Origin of the sequence: Paraburkholderia lebeckiae (assembly GCF_050436325.1) — a bacterium.
GTDB classification, from domain to species: Bacteria; Pseudomonadota; Gammaproteobacteria; order Burkholderiales; family Burkholderiaceae; genus Paraburkholderia; species Paraburkholderia tuberum.
In genome coordinates, this window is sequence record NZ_JBNDLZ010000003.1 from 388,829 (window position 1) to 411,374 (window position 22,546).

General features: G+C 61.9%; 18 protein-coding genes and 3 pseudogenes. 12 read left to right on the forward strand and 9 right to left on the reverse strand.

Going from position 1 to position 22,546, the window contains the following annotated elements; genetic code table 11:
- Nucleotides 1-7: 7 nt before the first annotated feature.
- Both OKW44_RS19790 and OKW44_RS19795 read right to left on the reverse strand, forming a co-directional pair.
- The gene (locus tag OKW44_RS19790; protein ID WP_026225361.1) at nucleotides 8-1,183 is read right to left on the reverse strand and encodes an HlyD family secretion protein; all 1,176 of its coding nucleotides are present in this window, start codon (nucleotides 1,181-1,183) and stop codon (nucleotides 8-10) included.
- Nucleotides 1,184-1,239: 56 nt separating this feature from the next.
- Nucleotides 1,240-2,718: an efflux transporter outer membrane subunit gene (locus OKW44_RS19795; RefSeq protein WP_018417911.1), complete on the reverse strand. Its 1,479-nt coding sequence runs from the start codon at nucleotides 2,716-2,718 to the stop codon at nucleotides 1,240-1,242.
- A 219-nt stretch (nucleotides 2,719-2,937) separates the two neighbouring features.
- Here OKW44_RS19795 and OKW44_RS19800 point away from each other — a divergent pair, with 219 nt between their 5' ends.
- A complete protein-coding gene (locus OKW44_RS19800) occupies nucleotides 2,938-3,555 on the forward strand; it encodes a TetR/AcrR family transcriptional regulator (RefSeq protein ID WP_018417912.1) in 618 nt (205 codons plus the stop codon).
- A gap of 784 nt (nucleotides 3,556-4,339) precedes the next feature.
- Here OKW44_RS19800 and OKW44_RS19805 read toward each other — a convergent pair.
- On the reverse strand, nucleotides 4,340-4,696 hold the full coding sequence (locus OKW44_RS19805) for a hypothetical protein (RefSeq protein ID WP_018417913.1): 357 nt from the start codon (nucleotides 4,694-4,696) through the stop codon (nucleotides 4,340-4,342).
- A gap of 524 nt (nucleotides 4,697-5,220) precedes the next feature.
- Here OKW44_RS19805 and OKW44_RS19810 point away from each other — a divergent pair.
- Nucleotides 5,221-5,403, forward strand: a complete 183-nt coding sequence (locus OKW44_RS19810; RefSeq protein WP_018417914.1) for a hypothetical protein — start codon at nucleotides 5,221-5,223, stop codon at nucleotides 5,401-5,403.
- A gap of 562 nt (nucleotides 5,404-5,965) precedes the next feature.
- Here the strand turns inward: OKW44_RS19810 and OKW44_RS19815 are convergent.
- Together OKW44_RS19815 and OKW44_RS19820 are read right to left on the reverse strand one after the other, a co-directional pair.
- Nucleotides 5,966-6,370, reverse strand: coding sequence for a DUF3331 domain-containing protein (locus OKW44_RS19815; protein ID WP_084753959.1), 405 nt, complete (start codon nucleotides 6,368-6,370; stop codon nucleotides 5,966-5,968).
- A 31-nt stretch (nucleotides 6,371-6,401) separates the two neighbouring features.
- Complete coding sequence (locus tag OKW44_RS19820; protein ID WP_018417916.1) at nucleotides 6,402-7,694, reverse strand: NAD(P)/FAD-dependent oxidoreductase; 1,293 nt, start codon at nucleotides 7,692-7,694, stop codon at nucleotides 6,402-6,404.
- A gap of 1,183 nt (nucleotides 7,695-8,877) precedes the next feature.
- On the opposite strand from OKW44_RS19820, the pseudogene OKW44_RS19825 reads away from it, so the two are divergent.
- The 4 genes and pseudogenes from OKW44_RS19825 to OKW44_RS19840 form a co-directional block, all read left to right on the forward strand.
- Nucleotides 8,878-9,604 (forward strand): annotated as a pseudogene (locus OKW44_RS19825) (thiolase family protein); the annotation flags it as partial.
- Nucleotides 9,605-9,930: 326 nt separating this feature from the next.
- Entirely contained in the window at nucleotides 9,931-10,104 is a 174-nt protein-coding gene (locus OKW44_RS19830) for a hypothetical protein (RefSeq protein WP_018417919.1), read from the forward strand.
- A 330-nt stretch (nucleotides 10,105-10,434) separates the two neighbouring features.
- Nucleotides 10,435-11,406 (forward strand): Tim44 domain-containing protein, encoded by a 972-nt coding sequence (locus tag OKW44_RS19835; RefSeq protein WP_018417920.1) that lies wholly within the window; start codon nucleotides 10,435-10,437, stop codon nucleotides 11,404-11,406.
- A 118-nt stretch (nucleotides 11,407-11,524) separates the two neighbouring features.
- Nucleotides 11,525-11,788 (forward strand): hypothetical protein, encoded by a 264-nt coding sequence (locus OKW44_RS19840; protein ID WP_084753960.1) that lies wholly within the window; start codon nucleotides 11,525-11,527, stop codon nucleotides 11,786-11,788.
- 218 nt (nucleotides 11,789-12,006) lie between these two features.
- On the opposite strand, the gene OKW44_RS19845 is transcribed toward OKW44_RS19840, so the two are convergent.
- On the reverse strand, nucleotides 12,007-12,348 hold the full coding sequence (locus OKW44_RS19845; protein ID WP_018417921.1) for an MFS transporter: 342 nt from the start codon (nucleotides 12,346-12,348) through the stop codon (nucleotides 12,007-12,009).
- Nucleotides 12,349-12,362: 14 nt separating this feature from the next.
- Between OKW44_RS19845 and OKW44_RS37015 the strand changes: the two are divergent.
- Nucleotides 12,363-12,644, forward strand: a pseudogene (locus OKW44_RS37015) (transposase); the annotation flags it as partial.
- Between the two features lie 166 nt (nucleotides 12,645-12,810).
- Nucleotides 12,811-13,408: pseudogene (locus OKW44_RS19855) on the forward strand (TetR/AcrR family transcriptional regulator); the annotation flags it as partial.
- Nucleotides 13,409-14,180: 772 nt separating this feature from the next.
- Here OKW44_RS19855 and OKW44_RS19860 read toward each other — a convergent pair.
- A complete protein-coding gene (locus tag OKW44_RS19860; RefSeq protein ID WP_018417923.1) occupies nucleotides 14,181-14,537 on the reverse strand; it encodes a hypothetical protein in 357 nt (118 codons plus the stop codon).
- Nucleotides 14,538-14,982: 445 nt separating this feature from the next.
- On the opposite strand from OKW44_RS19860, the gene OKW44_RS19865 reads away from it, so the two are divergent.
- Complete coding sequence (locus OKW44_RS19865; RefSeq protein WP_018417924.1) at nucleotides 14,983-15,165, forward strand: hypothetical protein; 183 nt, start codon at nucleotides 14,983-14,985, stop codon at nucleotides 15,163-15,165.
- 238 nt (nucleotides 15,166-15,403) lie between these two features.
- Here the strand turns inward: OKW44_RS19865 and OKW44_RS19870 are convergent, their stop codons facing one another.
- Nucleotides 15,404-15,829 (reverse strand): hypothetical protein, encoded by a 426-nt coding sequence (locus tag OKW44_RS19870; protein WP_018417925.1) that lies wholly within the window; start codon nucleotides 15,827-15,829, stop codon nucleotides 15,404-15,406.
- A 19-nt stretch (nucleotides 15,830-15,848) separates the two neighbouring features.
- Between OKW44_RS19870 and OKW44_RS19875 the strand changes: the two genes are divergently transcribed.
- Nucleotides 15,849-16,904 carry an AI-2E family transporter gene (locus tag OKW44_RS19875; RefSeq protein WP_018417926.1) on the forward strand — a complete coding sequence of 352 codons (1,056 nt, stop codon included), beginning with the start codon at nucleotides 15,849-15,851 and terminating at the stop codon, nucleotides 16,902-16,904.
- Nucleotides 16,905-17,022: 118 nt separating this feature from the next.
- Here the strand turns inward: OKW44_RS19875 and OKW44_RS19880 are convergent, their stop codons facing one another.
- On the reverse strand, nucleotides 17,023-17,781 hold the full coding sequence (locus tag OKW44_RS19880) for a TetR/AcrR family transcriptional regulator (RefSeq protein WP_429411142.1): 759 nt from the start codon (nucleotides 17,779-17,781) through the stop codon (nucleotides 17,023-17,025).
- Between the two features lie 533 nt (nucleotides 17,782-18,314).
- Here OKW44_RS19880 and OKW44_RS19885 point away from each other — a divergent pair.
- On the forward strand, nucleotides 18,315-19,376 hold the full coding sequence (locus OKW44_RS19885) for an efflux RND transporter periplasmic adaptor subunit (RefSeq protein WP_018417928.1): 1,062 nt from the start codon (nucleotides 18,315-18,317) through the stop codon (nucleotides 19,374-19,376).
- The gene (locus OKW44_RS19890) at nucleotides 19,373-22,546 is read left to right on the forward strand and encodes an efflux RND transporter permease subunit (protein ID WP_018417929.1); all 3,174 of its coding nucleotides are present in this window, start codon (nucleotides 19,373-19,375) and stop codon (nucleotides 22,544-22,546) included. The genes OKW44_RS19885 and OKW44_RS19890 overlap by 4 nt, the downstream gene beginning before the upstream one ends.

Consider the following 22,546-nt stretch of genomic DNA (forward strand, 5'->3'; position numbering starts at 1 on the left):
CGGATCCTTAGTGAGCGGGCGCGTCGTTGCCGCCGCGCGTGTCGACCGTCGCTTCCATCGACAGGTTGATGCCGAGCGGGTGCGTGCGAAGCTCGGCCGGATCGATCCTGACGCGCACAGGCAGGCGCTGCACGACCTTGATCCAGTTGCCGGTCGCGTTCTGCGCGGGAATCATCGCGAACGCCGAGCCTGAACCGCCGGCCAGGCCCGTGACCTTGCCGTGATAGACGACCTTGCTGCCGTACAGGTCCGACTCCAGTTCCACCGGTTGACCGATGCGCACCTTGCCGAGCTGCGTCTCCTTGAAATTGGCGTCGACGTAGACGGATTCGATCGGCACGACCGACATCAACGCCGTGCCGGTCTGAACGCGCTGCCCCACCTGAACCTGGCGGCTCGCGACGACACCGTCGACCGGCGCGCGCAGCACGGTGCGCTCGAGATCGACGCGGGCCTGATCGCGCTTCGCGCGTGCAAGCAGGACTTCCGGATTGGTTTCGACCGTCGTGTCCGCAATCAGCACCTTGTTCGCTTCGAGCGAGCCGACTGCGGCGTCGCGGCTTGCCTTCGCCTGCAAGGCCGCGGCGCGCGCTGCGTCGAGCGCTGCCCTGGCGGTGGCAAATGCAGCACGGGCGTTGCTCAGCTCTTCACCGGATACGCTGCCGGTGTGGGTCAGCACCTCGCGGCGCTGCAGGTCGATCGCCGCGCGGTCAAAGTCAGCCTGGGCCGACGCGATCTGCGCGGCCATCCGGGTCTGGTCGGCTGCGCGCGCACTGACCTGCGCGCTCAGCTGGGTATCTGTGGCGACATAGCCGCGAACTTTGCGTTCGGCGCGGCCCACATCGGCCTCAGCCTGCGCGAGCGCAATCTTTGCGTCGGTGTCATCGATGACCACCAATACGTCGCCCTTATGTACCTGCTGCGTATTCACGACCGGAACGCTCCTGACGATCCCGCTCACCGCCGGCGTGATCGACGCGACTTCGGCTGCGGTGTAGGCGTTATCGGTCGACACGTGGTGCGACGCGATGAAGTGCCAGTAGCTTGCGTAGGCGAGACCGGCGACGAGAATGGCGCCGCCGAGCAGCGCGAACAGCTTCTTGCGGTTCGAAGGGGGAGCGCCGGCCGCGGCACCGGTATCGGCGGGCGCAGCGGAAACAGCGGAAGAGGGCGAGTCCGGCATCAGCGACTCGCTGGTTTTGACGAATTGGGTTTCAGACATGATCGGAGTCCTTGAAATCAGCTTTGCTTGTTGGGATGGGCTGCATCGGTCGCGGCCGGCGTGCTGGCCTGATATCCGCCGCCGAGTGCGCGCACGAGCGCGACATCGAGCGAGAAGGTGCGCGACCGGATATCGGCGAGCTGGCGCTGCGCGGAAGTCATCGTGTCGGCGGCGTTCAGCACTTCGAGATAACCGGCAAGGCCGGCTCGATAGCGATCGAGCGCGACCTGGTGCGCCTGGGCGGCGTCGTCGTAGGCGGCCTGCGTCGCTTGCAGCCGGTCCGCCAGCGCGCGTTCGCTTGCGGCAACGTCGGCCACGTCGTGCAGCGCCTTCGTCAGCGTTTCGTCGTAGTTCGCGACCGCCTCGTCGTAAGTCGCCCGCGCGCCGCGCAGTTCGCCGCGCAAACGTCCGCCGTTGAAGATGGGCAGCGTGATCGCCGGACCGAAGTTGCCGGCCAGCGAAGCCGCGTTCGTCAGCATGTTCAGGCCAAGCGACTGGAAGCCGACCGACGCGCCAAGCGTGATGTCCGGATAGAACCCGGCTCGCGCGACGTCGATCCGCTTCGCCGCCGCCTCTACACGCAGGCGTGCAATCACCACGTCCGGACGGCGGCCAAGCAGGCCGAGTCCAAGGTTGGCGGGCATCCCGGCAGGCTGCGTCAGATCGACGGCCGGCGGTGCGATGCGCAGGCCGCGGTCGGGCCCGGCGCCCATCAGCGCGGCGATCTGGTTGCGCTCGAGTGCAATCGATTCATCAAGCGCGAGAAGGTCGGCCTGCGCGCTTTGTTGCTTCGACTCGGCCTGCTTTACACCGGCCTGCGTTTCCAGACCGTTCGCGAAACGCTCCCGGAACAGCTGCGCGGATTGCGTGCGGACCTGCAATGCCGCCTGCGCACTGTCGCGCTCGGCGAATAGACGCGCGAGGTCGGCATAGGCTGCGGCGATCGACGCGGAGAGAACCATGCGGGCCTGTGCCGCATCGGCGCGCGCGGCGTCGAGCTCAGACGTAGCGGCGGCCAGCGCCGCGCGATTCTTGCCCCAGAAGTCGATCTCGTAGCTGAAGTTGAGCTCGGCGCTGCCGTAGGGGCGCCACCCGTGGGGAACGAAATCTGAGGGAATACCGTTGTTGTAGCTCTGCTTTTTCTTCTGGACCGAGCCGTCCGCGCTGACTTCGGGAAGCAGCGCCGCGCCCGCCACCTGCGCCGACGCCTCGGCGTTATGCAGCCGCGCCTGGGCGGCCGCCAGCGTCGGCTCATCCTGGAGCGCTTCCCCAATCAGCGCGTTCAGTTGCGGATCGTTGTAGCTGAGCCACCACTGATCAGTGGGCCATGCAGACGCCGTGCTGCCCTGCTTGCCGCCGTCCGCGCTGAGACTGTGCGCCGTCTCATACCTGCTGACGTCTTTCATGATCGGCTTCTGCGGCATGTCGGGCAGTTGCGCGCAGGCGCTCACCGCGAACGCGAACGCGAACGCGACGGCCAGCCTCACCGGTTTCATCTGACTCCGAATGTCCGTGCTCTCTTGCATGATCTCCTGCTCCCTTTGCGCCTTTTACAATACCGCGCAGTCTAGTTATCCAGATCGCCCATGTCAACACAAATAAACTGTACGGTTCAGGTATGGTAAAATCACAACATTGAAAATCAATACCGGTCACGAGCGTCGCCGCCGGCCATGTCGTTGATCAGTCTTGTAGACAGAAGGAGGGCATTGAAAATGAGGGTGAAGACAGAAGAAAAGCGGCAGGCGATCGTCGACGCCGCGTTCCAGGTGTTTTGCGAAGTGGGATTCGAACGGGCATCCATGTCCGAGATCGCGGCGCGGGCAGGCGGATCAAAAGCCACGCTCTACAGCTATTTCGAGTCCAAGGATCTGATGTTCGCGGACGTCATGATGGCCGCCGCGGAGGAAGCCAAAGTAGCGACGGAGCTACTCAAGACCTCGCTGCCGATTCGCGAGACACTGCTGAGGTTCGGCAAACACTATCTCGCCGCCACGCTCAAGCCGCAGATACTGGCGGTGCGCCGTCTGGCAAATCACGAAGGCGGCCGCTCGCACGTCGGCGCCCTGTTTTATGAGCGCGGGCCGAAGGTCGGCTGGCAAATGGTGACTGACTTCCTGCAGCAGGCGATTGACGGCGGGCAGCTGCGCAGCTGTAACGCAGACGTCGCGACCGCGCATCTGCGCGGGCTGTATGAAGCGGAGTTGCTGGAGCTTTGCCTGCTGGGTGTGCCGGCGGACACCAGTTCCCGCAACATCGCCAAAGTCGTTCAAAGAGCGGTTGATGTCTTCCTGGCCGCATACGGCCCCACGGACCAAGGTGACGCCGCATAGGCAGGACGCCTGGACGGGTCGCGGAACTCGGGGAGACGGCGGGCGAACCGCTACCGTGTCGCCAGGTGGGCGGTTTAGCCTGGACAGCGTCGGCGAAATCCGCCGCTTGCAACGCCTGACATGGGTAACAGCCTGCTAGCCCGTACCGGAGCCAATCGTACCTTGAAACGGCCAGTGGATGGCTACTCTGAAACATACCAGGACGGCGGGCCACGCCGATGGCGGTCCATGCGACCGCCGAAACCCGCAGGCAGCCGGCGAAGATGCAGCGCCTCCGAATTGCTGGGCAAGCGTTGAGAGCAGTCTATTGCTCGACCAGTCACGGTCTCACGGCCAGCGATTCGCGGACGTCATAGATGAATCGCCGGCAAACGCCGTCATGCATCGCATCATGCCCACCGCGAGGAACAGAATTGGGGTAGCCGCGATAATCGCCGGTCTCTCGGGCATGGCTGCGTGGATTGCGCAGCCACAAGGTTATTTCGGAAGCTGGGTCGGGACTTGCGTCGACGCTTGTGTCGGAAGCCGGTTCGGAAGCTGCGGAAGCTGTGGAGGGTGCGGAAGCTGCGGAAGCTGCGGAAGCTGCGGCCCACCCTGTGAAAGCTTCGTGGCGGGTTGCCGGGCGGAGGCTGGCTGCTGTTTTGGCAATTGCTGCGGCAGACTGCTTTGCGCCAGCACGGATGCGCTGGTAAGGAATGGGAACAATACGGGGAAGGTCTTTTTCATTTCAATTTTGTTCAGCTGGTTGTCTTGACCTTGATGCGATTGGCAGCCGCATGCCGTATCAACGCGCGGCCACAGTTGCCTTGTAACGCCAGGACGCCGTTGCGGTACTGAAGTCGACGGGGCTGCCCGACGCCACGTTGTCTGACGGGAGGGGAGCGGACGAACTATTCAGCCCGCCGTAGGTGTGGAACGCCTGTCGTTGGGCTTCCACGCGGGCCAACACCGCCTGAAAGTCCATTGCATGTTGTGTAGCGGCGCTCGTGCGGTCATGGTAGCCGACCGTTTGACGCTGAACCATTTGCGCAGCCGCTTGCTCATACGTCTGGGGACCATCGCTGTTAGCGAATGCGGCGGTCGAAAACGACAGGACCGACGCCACAACAGGGACGGGGAGGAAGGTCTTCGACTTTTGCATGATCAGACTCCATATCGAACGTCGGATGCGGGAGACGCGGTGTTTGGGGAACAACAGTCTGGCGAGGCATGAGTGCTGTTTGCCAGTTCGTTGGTGCCAGTTTAGTCAGTTACCGTCGGCTTACAAGCATCCCCGGGGCAACGGATAGTTGCCGTTGCCGTCACTGCAAGGGTCGCAGCCGGTTGCCCTGGAGCGGTGCGCGGTTCTTTAGTGCGTCCGCGGGCAGGGGCCGAGCGGACCATCTGGATGACGCGCAGCACATTTGCTTCGACGGTATCGAGCCGGGGCGTTACGCTAGCGGGATGCCGTCGAGCGTAACGCTTCAATCGAAGTTCGTTGCCGGGACGCTACGTGAATATCGCAATATCTTCCGCCTGTTGTTCTGATGCCAGCGCTTCGCGGTTCACGCCAGCCCGCGTATTGAAGATTCTCGCAACTCATAATTGCGCGCGTCAAAAGGCGGCGCGCTTTGCTTATACTGCATCCTCTGACACACACACTTCGCTATTTACGCAGGAATGCTTATGGCACACCAAATCACGTTCCAGATCGGATCATCGAACACGGAAGTCATTCATGAGGTCGTTCAGCATGCGTTGCGCAGCGCTGCTACGGCCTCCACCACGAATGGGGCTATCGATGTGCTCGGCCAGGCGCTACTCGAGGTCGAGCGCCTCGCCGTGCAAACGACCGTCCTGACGCACTGAGCCCTCTGCGCCCAACGGCGAAGGCCGCTCGATGACACGTCCAATGCGGCGCGTGTGACGGTTCTTTTGGCTGGTAAAGATACCCGCCGTTTCCCTTGACGCGGACCAAGCGACGAACGCGGCCCGTGCCGGGGTTCAACAATTTCGCTGTGCCCGGAACCTTGACGGACTTTAGATTGGCAACTTTTTTTGCACGATCCATAACCGGCTTCGCCTTTGAATATTCGCCCACGCGTCTATCACAGCTCGATTCCGAGATCGTGACAATGACTTTCGCATCGGGGCGGATTTGACCGGACGACCTCGGACAGGCTAGCGGGATACGTAGCGCGCCGGCCCGCACAAGCTCCGTTCGACACCCTCGATCTACAGACTAAAATCTTCGAGTGGCGCAAGATTTGCAAACGTCCCTCGCACACCTGTTAAGCGACATCGGCGCGCATCGGCGACGTCCAGTATGCGGCTCGAGGATACAAGTTGACTGATCGGTCGCGGGCAGCAACTGCGCGCGGTCGCGCAGTGTTTGTCCGGGAAGCATTACCAGCGAAACACGCCCGCGAAATCAAAAAAATGGATCGGCAAAGGCGAACTCGACTAACGTTCCGAGCATCATGGCAGCCGCATTTGCGGGAGGCGGGTCCACCTTTGTGGGGCGGTAGATTACATCGCCTGCGGCGATGCCTTGTCCGTTCAAAGCGCATATACCGCATCGTTTCGCTGTTTGAAGGCGCCAAAGCTGTTCGCCGTACCTGCAACCTCGAGCGTCGCTCCACGATACGGTGACTGTTCGTGGACCGGGTCGGTCGAGCAGCGCGATCGCAACGTCGCCATTCTTGACCGGCAGACTGCTCGATCCACGCGAATCGACTATATGCCTGACCCGAGCCGCCAATTGTTCCGCGCATCCCAAATCGAGTTGGCCCACTGTGCTCTGCCATGCAGTGTCCGCCGTCCCGCATAGATCCATGGGTGTACTCCCGTCAAAAGTGAGGTGGCGTTCAGCTGAGCCGTATCTTCGGCTGCACGAAGCCGTTAATCCGCTCGGCAGTCCATAGCATCATGGCCTTGCCAAGACCGTGCAAAGCCTGCTGATGTTGTCGATAGAGCATGGCGTGACTGAGCTGCGCGAATCGGCCCTTGATAAACCCGCCGCGGAAGAATCCGAACTGCCCGAGCGTCCCAAAAGCGTTGTAGTCGCTCAGCGACACGAGCGCGCCGAAGTCGTGAAATGCAAAGTCGGGCAATGAACCCCCGCCGAGCCAGTCCGGCAAGTGCTTTGCGAGGTGTTGTGCCTGCTGCGTGGCGACTTGCGCCGTCGGTGCGAGAGGACGTTCATTGCCGGCGAGCGTCAACGTCGAGCAATCGCCGAGGGCGAATAGTGCGTCGTCGTCCTGCGCCTGCAGGGTCGGCCTGACGGTGATCTGATTGGAACGATTGCTATTTATCCCATCCAGTTTGCCTAGAAAATCAGAGGCCTTGACGCCCGCCGCCCATACCATCAAATCCGCCGGTTGCTTGCTGCCGTCGCCCAACCGGAATCCATCGGATTCGGCGGCGGTCACTCGCGTGCCCGTTCGCACCGTGAAACCGATATGCCGTAACTGTGCCTCGGTGGACTCTGACACCGCCGGCGGAAATGCCGCCAGTACGCGCGGGGCACTTTCATAAAGGGTGAGCTCCAGTCGTGAGCGGATGCCGGGGTCGCCGTAACTCGACGCCACTTCGAGTAAGCGGCTCAATTCAGCTGCCAGTTCGACGCCGGTCGCTCCGGCGCCGACGATGGACACGCGCAAGGGGCTATTCGTCACAACACTCTGGAATATACGGATTCGCAATGCTTCGTTGAAGACTTCTGCCTGTGCCTGGCTGTCAATGAAATGGCAATGATCAAGTACGCCTGGCGTGCCGAAGTCGTTGGCGCGACTGCCTAATGCAAGAATCAGCACATCGTATTCGACAGTGCGCGGCCCGATCACGACTTCCCCCGACGGCGAACGCAGCGCCGCCAGCTTCACGATATGAGCGTTGCGGTCCAGACCTTCCATTTCCCCCGGCTGATAGTTGAAGCCGTGGTCGCGGGCGTGGGCGAGATAGATGACCTTCTGTTGCTGGGCATCGCGAGTGCCTGCCGCGATGGTGTGCAGCATGGGCTTCCAGATATGGGTTGCACTTTTGTCGATTAGCGTTACCTGACCGCGGCCGCTGCGGCCAAGCGTGTTGCCCAGCCTGGTCGCCAGCAGGAGTCCAGCGATGCCGCCGCCGACGATGACGATCCGGGGCGTTTGGCGCATCGTCAAATGTCTCTGTTGCATGATTTCGTACTCCCTTTCACCTTTTACAATACCATGCAGTATAGTTATCAGGCGGCCCCGATGTCAACATAAATGTACTGTACAGTTTCTGTAACGGAGGATCACAGCATTGCGAATCGTAGGCCAGTCGCGGGCGTCGCCGCCGCTGGTCATGTCGTTGATCGGTCGTGCAGCCCGCCGCAGCATTGAAGATGAGGGTGAAAAACAGGAACAAGGGCGGGTGACCGTGATGCCGCATTTGAGGTGTTCAGCGAATTGCGGTTCGAGCAGGCGTCGACGTCCGAGGTTGCGGCGCGGCAGGCGCATCAAAGACCACGGTCTACGACTGCTTCGAGTCGAAGGAAGCGAGGTTCACAGAATTCATATGCGCCGCTGCGCTACAACGAGTGGAGAGTGGCGGTCGAGGAACTCGCTTCTGGGTGGTTCGCCCGGGCGTGGACGCTAGCGCCATCTCGTACCTCGGCACGCTGCTGTGCGGTCATCGCAAAGGGGCGGATGAGAGATTCGAGTGGGCACGATGAGCCTGAGCAGCGACGCACTCGGCGCGGGGTCGCACTGATCGGATTCGGTATGGACGCGGCAGCTTCGCTCGAAACGGCATTGGCTGCGGCGTTTGCGCACGCCGGCGGCCACCGGCCGTATGGACGGCTCTAGGGCGCGAGGCGGGTGTCGCCTCTGACCGGCCTTCGCGCTTTCAAAGTTGTGATCTTGGTATGCCTGTACTGTGCAGTTTATTTTGGTTGATGTGAGTGGCTTATATAACTATACTGTACCGTATCGTAAAAGAAGAATAAGGGGCGGGCGATCATGCCGGAGAGCACGGACTCAGAGACCTTCCGCGGCCGCGCCAGAACGGATAACGATGACGATGCGCGGACCCACCTTCACCAATTGGCGGTGGAGAAAGGCGTCCAGCCTGGCGTTTGCTTACTGGATAAAAGACTAGTAGATCGCCGGCCGTCGGCCAGACGAACTGACGGCCTATCCATTTGGACAAGACGTGCCGCTGCACACTGGACTACATCGCGCGCAGTTTCCGAGGATCCGACGCAGAGTATCGGGTCACGCCTGAAGATGGTGGCGGTCCGAACTATGCAAATACATGACTACGCGGCAGCTCGTCGTTTCAAGAAGAGCGCAGAAGCAAATCAAGGAGGAACCCATGCAGAGAGAAGTCGTTGTTGTCAGCGGTGTGCGCACGGCCATTGGAAAATTTGGTGGTGGTCTGAAAGATTATCCACCGACAGAGCTCGGCGCGATTGTGGTGCGCGAGGTGCTGGAGCGCGCGCAGGTAGCGGGCAATGAGGTCGGCCATGTCGTATTCGGTAACGTCATCGCTACTGAACCGAAGGACTTTTATCTGGCCCGCGTCGCTGCACTCGTTGGTGGAGTCTCCAAGGCGACGCCGGCGTTTACGGTCAACCGGCTGTGTGGATCGGGGTTGCAGGCAATCGTCTCCGCCGCGCAAACGATCCTGGTCGGCGACGCGGACGTGGCGATCGGCGGGGGCGCGGAGAACATGAGCCGCGCTCCATACATGACAGCGGAAGCGCGCTTCGGCGCCCGCATGGGTGACGCGCGTCTGATCGACATGATGCTCGGAGCATTGAACGACGTTCCATGCGGTGCCGATGGGTATCACAGCGGAGAACGTCGCGCAGAAATATGGCATTTCGCGCGAACAGCAAGACGCCCTAGCGCTGGAATCTCACCACCGGGCGCCCCGCGCGATCTCCGAGGGGCGCTTCAAGGAGCAGATTGTCGCGCTAACGCGAATCCAGAAGGGGCGAGAAGTCGTGTTGTTTGACACCGACGAGCACGTGCGCCAGGACCTTGATCTAGCGGAACTCGCGGGGTGGTATGAACCGTTCGGCGCGGTGACACACGGCGAGCGGCATCGAGCGCCGCTTCATCGTCGGCAACGGGGCCTGCATTCAGCCGCGCAGAGCGGCATTCCATCCCCTTCCAGTATTAGCGTTTCATTGCATTTTGCGCCGGCGCGAATTCGTCATTCGCTCCGGCGTTTTGTCGTCTGTAATTGCTTTGCGCCCACTGGAGTGACGTTGCAGACGCACCAAGTATCTATTGTGTGAAAGGTGATTGTAATGGCGCGTTAAACCGATAAACTGGCTTCAACGACTAAGCACACAGGCTTCCGCCCCGGCGGTCGTTGTTCCGCTAACCAGTCTTTCTTTCTGTTTCTGATGGAGGTCTCATGCAAGTCCTGTTCAAGTCCTGCGACATTGAAGGCGCAAGCTTGCGCAGCTTCGCGCGCCAACGCACCCAGTTTGTGTTCCGCCCGATGGCCTGGCTGGTTTCCCGGGCCACCGTCAATCTCTCCGACGTCAACGGCCCGCGCCGCGGACTCGATAAGCGTTGCCAGGTGTAGGCGCAGGTGCCAGGTGCCAGGTGCCAGGTGCCAGGTGCGACCCCGGTCGTGGTGACGTCGATTGCGAAAGACTGGCGCGGCGCCCTCGATCTCTCGCTTGCCCGCGCCGTTTCTTCGATCGTCCGCAGGCGCTAGGCGCGCGCCGCGAGGCGCCGCGCGAGTCAACGAGAGTGCACCTGGAGCGCTGAGCCTGATGCCGTCTAAGCAAGCCACGCTTGCACGGCTACGGTGGCATCGTATGAGCGGTATTGCTCGCTATTTGCGGTCCGCGATGGAAAGACGCGTTCGGGCGACCTTCGCGAATTTCCGTCCTACACGAAAGAGATTCTTATGTATTCGCACACAATCAATCAGCTGCGACGCCTTGCGGTTGTCGTGACGCGCGGTACCGGTGTACTGGCCATGGCGCTACTGCTCCTCGCGGGTACTGTCGCATCCAACCATGCCGAAGCGAAGCGTATTGGCGGTGGTAGTAGCGTCGGCCGCCAGTGGCAGACGGCGTCGCCGGCCGGGCAAGGCCAACGGAGCCAGCAAGCTCAACCGGCGCAGCAGGCCGCGCCGGCGGCCGCTGCCGCGAAGCCAGGCAACCGCTGGATGGGCCCGCTCGCCGGCCTGGCCGCAGGACTCGGCATTGCCGCGCTGATGTCGTCGTTGGGGCTGGGTGAGGGGCTGGCCCAGATGCTGTCGAGCGTAGTGGTGATTGGCCTCGTGATTGTCGCCGGCATCATGCTGTTCCGCTTCATTGCCAACCGGCGCCGTCCGGATCTCGCTTATGGGCACGACGCGGCGAACGGGCAGCGCATGAACGGCTCCTTGCTCATGAATCAGAGCGGGCAGGCGGCGCCTGAAGCGAATTTCGGTGCCTGGCCGCGCACAGCAATGAATCCCGCCGCAGCGGCACAAACAACGACAGTGTCGGGGCTGCCTGTCGGGCTCGATCAGGCGGTCTTGCTTGCATCGGCCAAGACCTTGTTCCTGCGTCTGCAACGCGCCTGGGACCAGAACGAACAAGGCGACCTTTTCGAGCTGACAACCCCGGAAATGTTCGCGGTGATCAAGCGGGACCTGGAAGATCGGGGTAAACAGCCGAGCCATACGGAAATCACGCAGCTGGACGTGGAATTGTTGGCCACGGAACACAATGGCAGCGAAACGCTGGTTAGCCTTCGCTTTCACGGCCAGATGCGCGAAGACGAGGACGCGCAGACGGCGCAACCGTTTGAGGAGGTTTGGAACATCGTGGGCGAAGGGCACGGCGACCAGGCCTGGCGACTGGCGGGAATACAGCAGATTGGCCGTTAGCATCGAGCGCGGTCGGAACCGGCAGCGACTCGCTGCCGGTAGCCCACAAGCGCTATTGCGCGACTCGCAAACGGCAAACAAACCAACATCCGACATCACACAATCCGGGACTCATTCTATGCGTCGAGACTACTTTTCTCTTTGCCTGGCCACTGTCACGATGACATGCTTGCTAAGCGCCTGCGCGACCTCGCCGCCCAGCAGCCCGTCACCTGTTGCCGGTGCAGATCGCGATGCGCATGGTTGTATTGGTTCGGCTGGGTATTCTTGGTGTGAATCCACGCACCAATGCGAACGTCCTTGGGAACTCGCCAAGCGGAACGGCTTCGCGCTCTCCGCAGAGCAGTTTGCTCACTACTGCACGCCTGGATCAGCCGATTAGTCAATGACTTCAATGCGCGGACGCGTCAACAATGGCCTCGGGCGAGCAGCGTGCCTGCTCGATAGAATCGGCTTGGCCCCGCTTGTCGGCACTGGCAGAGTTCCTTAGTATGCCGGCCGAACGCCGTGTCGCATCACCATCTCAAGGCGGCCATTCGGCCGACGGACAAGCAAACGGCAGAGCAGGGTGGCTTGGAGCCTATTACATCTACAACGGTCTCACCGTCGAATGCTTTGGCAAGCCGCTCCAGACCGTTCCACCGATCCTGCCGGTTTCAAACCCGTAATCGCCATTATCACGCCCGCCGCCATGAAAGCGCCAGCCATCATGACCGCCGCGTGCAGCCCGCTGACCGGGTTGCCGGCCGTTCCGATGGCGAGCGATCCGAAGACACCTACTCCGAGTGCGCCTCCAGTTTGACGCGCCGTGTTCAGCACGCCTGAAGCAGTACCGACGGATCGCGGATCGACATTCGCAAGGACCGCAGTATTGATCGACGGAACCGCTAGCGCGACGCCGACACCGACGCCAGCAATGGCGCCGTAATCGCCAGCTGACATCCCTCGATTTCTAAGGCACCACGCCGGCGATCACCGGGTGACCTTCTTACCACCTGCCCGTGCTGCTGAAGATCTATATCTACGGTTATCTCGATCGTGTGCAGTTTAGCCGACGCCTGGAGCGGGAGTGCCAGCGCAATGTCGAATTGATGTGGCTGTCGCTGCACTGGTGCCAAAGAACCAAACCTTCGGCGCAAAGGCTGACCGCCGCTTTTGATCGGACTGACTTCATCTATATCGCCAAAGACGACCAGTGCCTGTGCCCGGCGGGTCAGCGTGCGATTTACCCAACTTAAATACTGCACAGCCTAGTTATCTGCATCATCATTGACCTCCACATAAGTAAACCGTACGTATCATATATGATGGGATCATCACATTGAAAGTCGAGGACCGGTCTAGGGCGTCGCCGTCGACGGCATGTCGTTGATGGGTCGTGCAGACCAAAGGAGCGCATTGAAGATGAGGTTGAAAACAGAAGAAAAGCGGCAGGTGACCGTTGGCGTGGCCTTTGAGGTGTTCAGCGCATTGGGGTTGAGCAGGCGTCGATGTCCGAGATTGCGGCGCGGGCAGGCGTATCAAAGGCCACGCTCTACAACTACTTCGAGTCGAAAGAGGAGATGTTCGCCGAGTTTATGGGCGCCGCCGCGCAACAAGGAGTAGGAGTTGCATTCGAGCGACTCAAGGCCACCGTGCCGGTTCCGACGCGCTGGTGAGCTTTGGCAAGCACTGTCTGGTTGCGGTGCTGACACCGCAACTGCTCGCGGTGCGCCGCCTCGCGCATTTCGAAGGTGGCCGGTCGAACGTCGGCGCTCTGTTCTACGAGCGCGGGCCGAAGCCCGGCTGGAAAGTGGTGACCGACTTCGTGCAGCAATTGATTGACGCCGGGAAGCTGCGCAGCTGTAACGCAGCTATCGCGACAGCGCATTTGCGTGAGCTGTATGCGGCGGAGCTGTTGGAACTCTGCCTGCTCGGTCTGCCGGCAGATACCAGTGCGCGCAACATCGCCAAAGTCGTTCAAAGAGCGGCCGACGTGTTCCTGGCCGCATATGGGCCGACGGAAGGGACCGACGCCGCGCAGGCGGGCGCCTGGACGCTCACGCACCGTGGGAGACGGCAAGCGAACCGTCACGGTGTCGCCAGGTGGACAGTTCAACCCACACACAGCGTCGGCGAAATCCGCCGTTTGCAACGCCTGACTTGGGTATCAGCCTGTTCCGGCGCCAATCGTCGCGATGAATGAGCCACTGGACGACTACTCCGGATCATGCCGGCATGGCCGGTCACGCCGATGGCGGTCCATGTGATCGCGGAAACCCGCAGGCAGCCGGCGAAGACGGCAGCGCCTCATCGAATTGCCGGGGGAGGCGTTGAGAGCAGTCCATTGCTCAAAAAACCTGGGTCTCGCGGCCAGCGATTTGGCGACGTCATGAACGAATCGCCGCAAACGCCGTCGTGCATCGCGCGCGCCTACGGCGATGAACGGCATCAGGTAGCCGCGACATTCGCCGGTCTCTCAGGTATGGCTGCGCGGGATGCGCTGCCATACGGGTTATTTCGGAAGCTGGCTCGGGACTTGCGTCGACGCTTGTGTCGGAAGCTGCGGAAGCTGTGGAGGTTGCGGAAGCTGCGGGCCGCCCTGTGAAAGCTGCTTCGTGGACGGTTGCCCGGCGGACGCCGGCTGCTGCGACGGCAATTGCTGCGGCATGTTGCTTTGCGCAAGCACGGACGTGCTAGTAAGGAATGCAAACAGTACAACGAAGGTCTTTTTCATTTCAATTCTCTACAGTTGGTTGTGTTGAGTTTGATGCGATTAGCAGCTGCAGGCCGTATCAACGCGCGGCCAAGGTTGCCTTGTAACGCCAGGACGCTGTTGCGGTACTAAAGTCGACGGGTCTATCGGACGCTACGTTGTCTGACGGGAGGAAAGCGGACGAACTAGTCATCCCGCCGTAGTTGTTGAACGCCTGTCGTTGGGCTTCCACGCGGGCTAACACCGCCTGAAAGTCCATTGCATGTTGCGTATCGGCGCTCATGCGTTCGTGGTAGCCGACCGTTTGACGCTGAACCGGTTGCACAGCCGCTTGCTCATACGTTTGCGGACCATTGTTGTTAGCGAATGCGGCGGTCGAGAACGACAGGATCGACGCGACAACAGGGGCGGGGATGAATCTCTTCGACTTTGGCATGATCAGACTCCATATCGAGCGTCGGGTGCAGGAGACGCGGTGTTTGGGGAACGACGGTCTGGCGAGGCCTTGAGTGCTGTCTGCCAGTTCGTTGAGTGCCAGTTTAGTCGCTTACCGTCTGCTTACAAGCATCCCCGGGGCAACGGATAGTTGCCGTCGCTGCAAGGTCGTAGCCGATTGCGCTGAAGCGGTGCGCGCTTCTTTAGTGTGTCTGGAGGCAGGGGCGGTACGGACCGTCTGGATGACACGCAGCACATTCGCTTCGACGGCATCCGCTGGGTATCGGAATACGTTCCGCTTGCTGTTCTTATGTCAGCGATTCGCGATTCACGCAAACCGTGTATTGAAGATCTCGCAACTCATAATTGCGCGCGTCGAATGGCGGCGCGCTTTGCTTATACTGCGTCCACCTGAAAACACGCTTCGTTTTTACGCAGGAATACTTATGGCAAACCAACTAACGTTCCACGCCGGATCATCGAACACGGACGTCATTCACGACATCGTTCAGCACGCGTTGCGCAGCGCTGCTACGGCCTCCACCACGAATGGAGCTATCGATGTGCTTGGTCAGGCGCTACTCGAAGTCGAGCGCCTCGCCGCGCACCCGAGTGTCCTGACGCACTGAGCGCTCTGCGCGTCTGCGAACTGACCGGGGATCAGACCGGCAGCGCAGCGCACGGCGTACCGGCGATGGCGGATGCAGCGCGGTTCGATCTATAGAGTCAATATTGACTGAACACGCTAATATGATAATATCATCAACATAATGGCCCGTCCGCGAAGTTGCTGTAGGCGAGTCGCCGCAATGCCAGCGCTCGCTGCATCAACCGTGGAAATGTCACCCATGACTGCTCAACCAGACCTCAACGATTCGCTGCATCGGTGGCAGGAATGACGCGACGACCGCGCTTCTTTTTCGCCTTGCTATGCTCGTTCCCGGTTGCTGTGGCGGTCTGCGGTTGTTCCACGACGGTGATGCCCGCGCCTCCCGTCATCGCGATTGTCGTTCCCGCGACGCCAGCACCGGCAATGATGTCGCCGCTCGATCCGATGGCGCATCCATTGTGGATCGAAGTCACCGGCCAATCGCAGACAGGCACCAGCAAGCCGGCGACGCCGCAAGACCCGTCGCGCCAGCAGGGTGATACCAGGCGGACCCACAGCGCGGCTAGCGGCGCGACGGCGATCTGACGGATGCGCCGCGCGGCGACCTCGGCATCGCCGGCTCCGCAGTTAAGACGGATGCTTCCGCCGATGCTTCGACCGAACGAAGAAAGCCACTCGATCACTCGCCCAGTGGGGGCGCTTATGACTGTATACCATCGTCAATCTCTGTTTTGGGGCGCCGTTGCGTTAGCGGCCGGCGTGTTGCTGTGGAACCTGCGTGCCGTTCTCACGCCGTTTCTGCTCGGTGCGCTCGCAGCATACATTTTGCAGCCGGGCGTGGAGTGGCTGGTACGCCATCGCATTCCGCGCGGCCTTGCGGCGCTGGTGATGATGTCTTTGTTTGCTCTGTCCGTCGCACTCGTCATGCTGCTCATGTGCGTAGTTGTCCAGAAGGAAGGGCCGGAACTCATCAGGCAAATTCCATTTATCGTCGCAAAACTCGATGGATGGCTGAAGCCGCGTCTGGCTTTTCTGGGACTGGATTATTCGCTCGACGTGACGAATATCCGCGAGGTACTGACGGCCCGTCTCAAAGCGGACGGGCAGGGCGCAGTGCTTGCCGTATGGCAGTACCTGCGCACCAGCAGCAACGTGATGATCAATGTCGTGAGCAATGCGGTGCTGATGCCGCTCGTCCTGTTCTATCTGCTCTACGACAGGCACGAGGCGTTCGCGCGCATGGCGAGCTTTGTGCCGCGGCGCTGGCTCGGCAAGACACGGGAATTCGTCGGAGAGATCGATTGCATGATGTCGCAGTATCTGCGCGGGCAACTGCTGGTGATTGCAGTGCTCGCCGTGTTTTACCCGACTGTGCTGACGATTGCAGGGTTGGATCTGGCGGTGCCCGTCGGCCTGTTTAGCGCGCTTGCGGTATTCGTTCCCTACATCGGCTTTGCGACCGGCCTCGCGTTCGCGCTCCTCGCGGCGCTGCTGCAATTCGGTGACTGGTATGGGCTGGCCGTGGTGGTCGCGGTGTATGGCGTCGGCCAGATTCTTGAAAGCTTTGTGCTGACGCCGAGACTGGTTGGCGAGCGCATTGGCCTTCATCCGCTCGCGGTCATCTTTGCGTTGCTGGCTTTTGGGCGGCTGTTCGGATTCTTCGGCGTGCTGCTCGCGTTGCCGGTCAGCGCCATCCTCGCATCGGCATTGCGGGAACTGCGCCACCGCTATCTCGCGAGTGCGCTTTACCAGAGTTGACCGCCGTCGCGATCGCCCGACTCGACGTCCGGGCACCGGCCCCGCCCACCCACCAACCCGACACCGCACCGGGCGGCCGCACCTGCGACGGTTCGGAAACGCCGCGCTAGTTGCACTGTCACTGCGAGGTCGGAGCGTCGGGAGCGGTGGGCAGTGGACGTCGCGCGATCCGCTCCGCCTCTACACGTGTGAGACCGAACGCCTGCAACACAATGGCGGCGGTTCGCTGGGCAAACTTCTCTTCCTTCGAGCGAAGCACCTTTCGCGCACCACGAACGGTCCGCTTCGACGAGATGGCCAGTTGCAGTTCGGCGGCAATTCCCGCGAGCACCGTGCCAATCACGGAGATAACAGACATGAGCCGGTCCGCGATCACAAAGCGCCTTTCTGAAATGCCCTTCTCGCTATCGCGCAGCAGGCGCAGGCCGAGGCCCCTGTTGAGCAGGCGTGGTGACAAACCTTCGCGAATGAGAAGTTGCCCCCAAACTGGCTCGCGGTAGGCCCGCAGGAGCGTGTGACGGACCGAGACGGCGATCACTTCCGCTGGATCGGACAACCCCGCGGCGAGGCGATCGAGCGTATCCGCAAATTCCTCGAACAGCCATTCGATGAGCGCCGTGAAGATGCCTTCCTTGGAGTCGAAGTGGTTGTAGAAGGAGCCGAACCCGACGTCGGCTGCCTCGGTGATTTCGTTAATGGTGACGGAGCTCAAACCCTTGGCCGCCACCAGTTTCAGCGCAGCGTCGAGCAGGCGCGCGCGCGTCTCGCGTTTGCGACGGGCACCGCGCGGATAGCTTTGATTGATCGCATCGCGGGACGCACTTGGCACCTTGAGAGAGCGTGCGCGGCTCGCGCGCGGTTTGGGGGCTTGTGGCATGTCGGTTTCGTAGTCATGATTATTCGATATCCGGATTCTAGATTTTTATGTCATAGTTGACAATAGACTCAGTATTGGGTCTAATCTCACCCGAGACGCCGACAACCGGACGTACGAAGGACCCAACGAGGCCGACTGAGCGAAAAAATTTCGTTAGCGGTCGATCCCAAGTCCTCGGCCTGAGCTGACAGACCAGCAGATCACCGGGCAGTAGGCATGAACGGGGCGCTGCTCCCCACGTGCTGGTTGCGTGGAACCACATCGAGATGGCAAGTACCGCCATGCACATCGATACGTACAACTAACGTATCAACGAAGCTTGTTTTATACGTCCGCGCTGATAGCGAACCGTGCTTGCTGGCACTCGGGTTTGCACGTCATCGGGAAATTTTCTTACCAGCGTTATCACCCGTCTTGTGAACATCGTGAAACATTCCCGCCCTATCGCGCAGGCGCCTGCGCGTCGCTTCTTACCTTCCCTCGTCCAATCGCCGCAGTGCGCACGCGTGGTGCTTGCGGCTTGCTGCGCGGTCATGCTCGCGGCATGCCACCAGCGCGAAGCCGCCGCTCCAGAGCCGAAGCCCGTGGTCGCCCTGGCCGTCCACGCTGACGGGCGCACGGCAAGTGCGTCGCTGCCGGCTCAGGTGCAGGCGCGCTACTCCACGGCGCTTTCGTTCAGAGTGGGCGGCAAGATCATCGAACGGCGCGTTCGCCTCGGCGATGCCGTCAAGGCGGGGCAGGTCGTTGCGCTGCTCGACCCCACCGATCTGCGCAGTAACCTTGCTAACGCGCGAGCGCAGCTCGATGCCGCCGAACACCGGTTCGTCTTCGCGAAGCAGCAGCTCGATCGCGACCAGGCGCAGGCGCAGGCAAACCTGATTGCACCGGCGCAGCTCGAACAGACGCAGGACTCGTACGCATCCGCTGTTGCGCAGCGCGACTCGGCGCTCGCCCAGATGGCGCTCGCCTCGGACAATCTGCGCTATGCGACGCTGACAGCGGACCACGACGGCGTGATTACCTCGGAGGACGCCGACACGGGCCAGAACGTTCAGGCAACCCAATCCATCTATCACCTCGACTGGACGGGCGACGTAGATATCGTCTGTGACGCGTCCGAGCGCATGCTGAGCTCGCTGACAGTCGGCAGCATGGCGCGCGTGAGCCTGCCCGCGTTGCCCGGCAAGATTTTCGAGGCCCGCGTGCGCGAGGTGTCGCCTAGCGCGGATCCGCAAAGCCGCACCTGGCGCGTCAAGCTCACCCTGAACGCGCCCAGCCCTGCAGTGCGCCTCGGCATGACGGCCACTGTTGCGTTCGATGCTGTCGGTGACGCGGCGGGCGCACAGCCGTTCACCGTGCCGGTGACGGCGCTCTTTCATCAGGGCGAGAACCCTGCTGTCTGGGTGGTGCGTACCGGCACCGACACACTTGAACTGCGTCCTGTGACGGTGCAGCGATACGACGAGCGCACGGTCTCCATCGCATCGGGCCTCCGCGACGGCGACCGCGTCGTGGTGCAGGGCGTACACGCCGTTAGCACGGGCCAGCACGTGCAGGTGGTGGCGCCCCTGCATCGGGAGGATTTCCCGTCATGAACTCCCGCGACCAAGAACCCGTGCGCGAGAGCGCGCCTGTGCCGTCTTCCGGGGCAGACAAATCTGGCGAAGGCAGCTTCAATCTTTCCGCCTGGGCGCTGCGTCATCAGCAGCTCGTGATCTTTCTGATCGGGCTCGCCACGCTGTTCGGCGTGATCGGCTATACGAAACTCGCGCAGTCGGAGGACCCGCCGTTCACCTTCCGCACGATGGTGATCAAGACCTACTGGCCTGGTGCGACTGCGCGCGAGGTGCAGGAACAGATCACGGACCGGATCGGCCGCCAGCTACAGGCCGCGCCGAATATCGACAACATCAAGAGCTACTCGCGGCCTGGCGAGTCGATGATCTTCTTTGCCATGAAGGACTCCGCGCCCGTCAAGGAAGTGCCGGACACCTGGTATCAGGTGCGCAAGAAGGTCGGCGACATTGCCGCGACGCTGCCGAAGGGAACCGTCGGCCCGTTTTTCAACGACGAGTTCGGTGACGTCTACACCAACATCTATGCGCTTGAAGGCGACGGCTTTTCGCCGGCGCAACTGCACGACTACGCTGACAGGCTGCGCACCGTCCTGCTGCGCATACCCGGTGTGGCGAAGGTCGACTATTTTGGCGACCCCGATCAGCACATCTTCGTCGAGATATCGAATGCGCAGCTCACGCGGCTTTCGATCACGCCGCAACAGCTCGCGCAGGCGATCGACGCACAGAATGCCGTGGCGCCCGTCGGCACCATCACGACCGCGGACGACCGCGTGTTCGTGCGCCCGAGCGGCGCGCTCAAGGATGTGCAGGCGCTCTCCGACATGCTGATCACCATCAACAAGCGCACGTTCCGGCTGGGCGACATCGCGAAGGTCACGCGCGGTTATGACGACCCGCCGGCAACCCAGATGCGCGTCGGCGGCCAGGCCGTGCTCGGCATCGGCGTGACGATGCAAAAGGGCGGCGACGTGATCGACCTCGGCAAGGCGCTCGACGCAAAAGCCGCCGAACTGCAGGCCACGCTGCCGGCAGGTCTGAAACTCGCGCCGGTTTCGAGCATGCCGCACGCGGTCAAGCACTCGGTGGACGAGTTCGTGAGATCGGTTGGCGAAGCGGTGGCGATCGTGCTGGTCGTGAGTCTCGTCTCGCTCGGCCTGCGCACCGGCATGGTCGTCGTGATCACGATTCCGATCGTGCTGGCGGTGACGGCGCTTTGCATGCACATGTTCAATATCGGCCTGGACAAGGTTTCGCTCGGTACGCTCGTGCTCGCGCTAGGCCTGCTCGTCGACGACGCGATCATCGCCGTTGAAATGATGGCGGTGAAGCTGGAGCAGGGCTGGAGCCGGGCGCGCTCGGCAGCGTTCGCGTATACCAGCACGGCATTCCCGATGCTGACAGGCACGCTCGTCACCGTATGCGGCTTCCTGCCGATTGCGCTCGCCAAATCGAGCACGGGCGAATACACGCGTTCGATCTTCGAAGTGTCGGCCATCGCGCTGATCGTTTCGTGGTTCGCGGCCGTAGTGCTGGTGCCGTTGCTGGGTTATCACCTGCTGCCGGAACGCAAGCCTGAACCCGGCGGTGCGCACCATGATCCGCATGAAATCGGCAACACCGGCTTCTACCGGCACCTGTCGGGATGGGTTGGGTGGTGCGTCGAGCGTCGCTGGGTCGTGCTCGGCGTCACCGTCGTGCTTTTCGCGATTTCCATGCTGGCCTTCACGCGCGTGCCGCAGCAGTTCTTCCCGAACTCGGAACGGCCGGAACTGCTGGTCGATCTGCGCTTGCCGGAAGGCGCCTCGTTCGAAGCGACGCTGCGTGAAGCGAAGCGCCTGGAAAAGGTGCTCGACGGCAAAGCCGGGATCGACCACTTCGTCGACTTCGTCGGCACCGGCGCGCCGCGTTTTTACCTGACGCTCGACCAGCAGCTTCAACAGCCGAATTTCGCGCAGTTCGTGATTACCGCAAAAAGCGTGGAAAACCGCGAGGAACTGATGCGTTGGCTCGACGGCAAGCTCGAGAAGGATTTCTCCGGCGTGCGGGCGCGCGTCTCACGGCTCGAGAATGGTCCGCCGGTCGGCTTCCCGATCAAGTTCCGCGTGAGCGGCGACGATATCGCGACCGTCCGTTCGATTGCGCAGACGGTGGCGGACAAGGTCCGCGCCGATCCCCGCACGCGCAACGTCCAGTTCGACTGGGACGAGCCGGCGGAGCGCTCGATCTCGTTCGAGATCGATCAGAACCGCGCGCGCCAGCTTGGTGTCACGTCGGAGGACGTGTCGAACTTCCTCGCGATGACGCTATCGGGCTACACGGTGACGCAGTACCGCGAGCGCGACAAGCTGATCAACGTCGATCTGCGTGCGCCAAAGAGCGAACGTGTCAATCCGGCGCAGCTCACGAGCCTCGCGATGCCGACGCCCAACGGCCCGGTGCCGCTCGGTTCGCTCGGCCACGTGCGCAATACGCTCGAGTACGGCGTCATCTGGCAACGTGACCGCCAGCCGACCATCACGGTGCAGGCGGACGTGCGCGGCGACGCGCAGGGCATCGACGTGACCCACGACATCGAACGTGCGCTCGCGGCGCAAACCGCCAGGCTGCCGGTCGGCTATCGCATTCAGGTGGGCGGCGCGGTCGAAGAAAGCGTGAAGGGCCAGACGTCGATCAATGCCGAAATGTCGTTGATGATCATCGCCGTGCTGCTGTTGCTGATGATCCAGCTCAAGAACTTCGCGCGGACCTTCATCGTCGTGCTGACGGCGCCGCTCGGCCTGATTGGCGTCGTGGCCGCGCTGCTGCTGTTCGGCAAGCCCTTCGGCTTCGTCGCGCTGCTGGGCGTGATTGCCATGTTCGGCATCATCATGCGCAACTCCGTGATTCTGGTCGACCAGATCGATCAGGATATCGCGGCAGGGCAGCCGCGCTTCGACGCGATTATCGGCGCAACGATAAGGCGTTTCAGGCCGATCATGCTGACCGCCGCCGCCGCCGTCCTCGCGCTGATTCCGCTGCTGCGCTCGGGCTTCTTCGGTCCGATGGCGACCGCGCTGATGGGCGGTATCACGATCGCGACGGTACTGACCGTATTCTTCCTGCCCGCGCTGTACGCGGCGTGCTTCAGGGTCCGGCACGACGAGCGCGGAACGCAACCGGTCGTCGCCGAACAGATGGAGGTTTGA

Coding starts and splice junctions, on each gene's coding strand:
- OKW44_RS19820 (WP_018417916.1), bottom strand. CDS start 7,694: ATGCGCCAAACGCCCCGGATCGTCATCGTCGGCGGCGGCATCGCTGGA.
- OKW44_RS19830 (WP_018417919.1), top strand. CDS start 9,931: ATGCAAGTCCTGTTCAAGTCCTGCGACATTGAAGGCGCAAGCTTGCGC.
- OKW44_RS19875 (WP_018417926.1), top strand. CDS start 15,849: ATGACTGTATACCATCGTCAATCTCTGTTTTGGGGCGCCGTTGCGTTA.
- OKW44_RS19860 (WP_018417923.1), bottom strand. CDS start 14,537: ATGCCAAAGTCGAAGAGATTCATCCCCGCCCCTGTTGTCGCGTCGATC.
- OKW44_RS19795 (WP_018417911.1), bottom strand. CDS start 2,718: ATGAAACCGGTGAGGCTGGCCGTCGCGTTCGCGTTCGCGTTCGCGGTG.
- OKW44_RS19845 (WP_018417921.1), bottom strand. CDS start 12,348: ATGTCAGCTGGCGATTACGGCGCCATTGCTGGCGTCGGTGTCGGCGTC.
- OKW44_RS19790 (WP_026225361.1), bottom strand. CDS start 1,183: ATGCCGGACTCGCCCTCTTCCGCTGTTTCCGCTGCGCCCGCCGATACC.
- OKW44_RS19835 (WP_018417920.1), top strand. CDS start 10,435: ATGTATTCGCACACAATCAATCAGCTGCGACGCCTTGCGGTTGTCGTG.
- OKW44_RS19840 (WP_084753960.1), top strand. CDS start 11,525: ATGCGTCGAGACTACTTTTCTCTTTGCCTGGCCACTGTCACGATGACA.
- OKW44_RS19805 (WP_018417913.1), bottom strand. CDS start 4,696: ATGCAAAAGTCGAAGACCTTCCTCCCCGTCCCTGTTGTGGCGTCGGTC.
- OKW44_RS19800 (WP_018417912.1), top strand. CDS start 2,938: ATGAGGGTGAAGACAGAAGAAAAGCGGCAGGCGATCGTCGACGCCGCG.
- OKW44_RS19890 (WP_018417929.1), top strand. CDS start 19,373: ATGAACTCCCGCGACCAAGAACCCGTGCGCGAGAGCGCGCCTGTGCCG.
- OKW44_RS19815 (WP_084753959.1), bottom strand. CDS start 6,370: ATGGATCTATGCGGGACGGCGGACACTGCATGGCAGAGCACAGTGGGC.
- OKW44_RS19865 (WP_018417924.1), top strand. CDS start 14,983: ATGGCAAACCAACTAACGTTCCACGCCGGATCATCGAACACGGACGTC.
- OKW44_RS19880 (WP_429411142.1), bottom strand. CDS start 17,781: ATGCCACAAGCCCCCAAACCGCGCGCGAGCCGCGCACGCTCTCTCAAG.
- OKW44_RS19885 (WP_018417928.1), top strand. CDS start 18,315: ATGCTCGCGGCATGCCACCAGCGCGAAGCCGCCGCTCCAGAGCCGAAG.
- OKW44_RS19810 (WP_018417914.1), top strand. CDS start 5,221: ATGGCACACCAAATCACGTTCCAGATCGGATCATCGAACACGGAAGTC.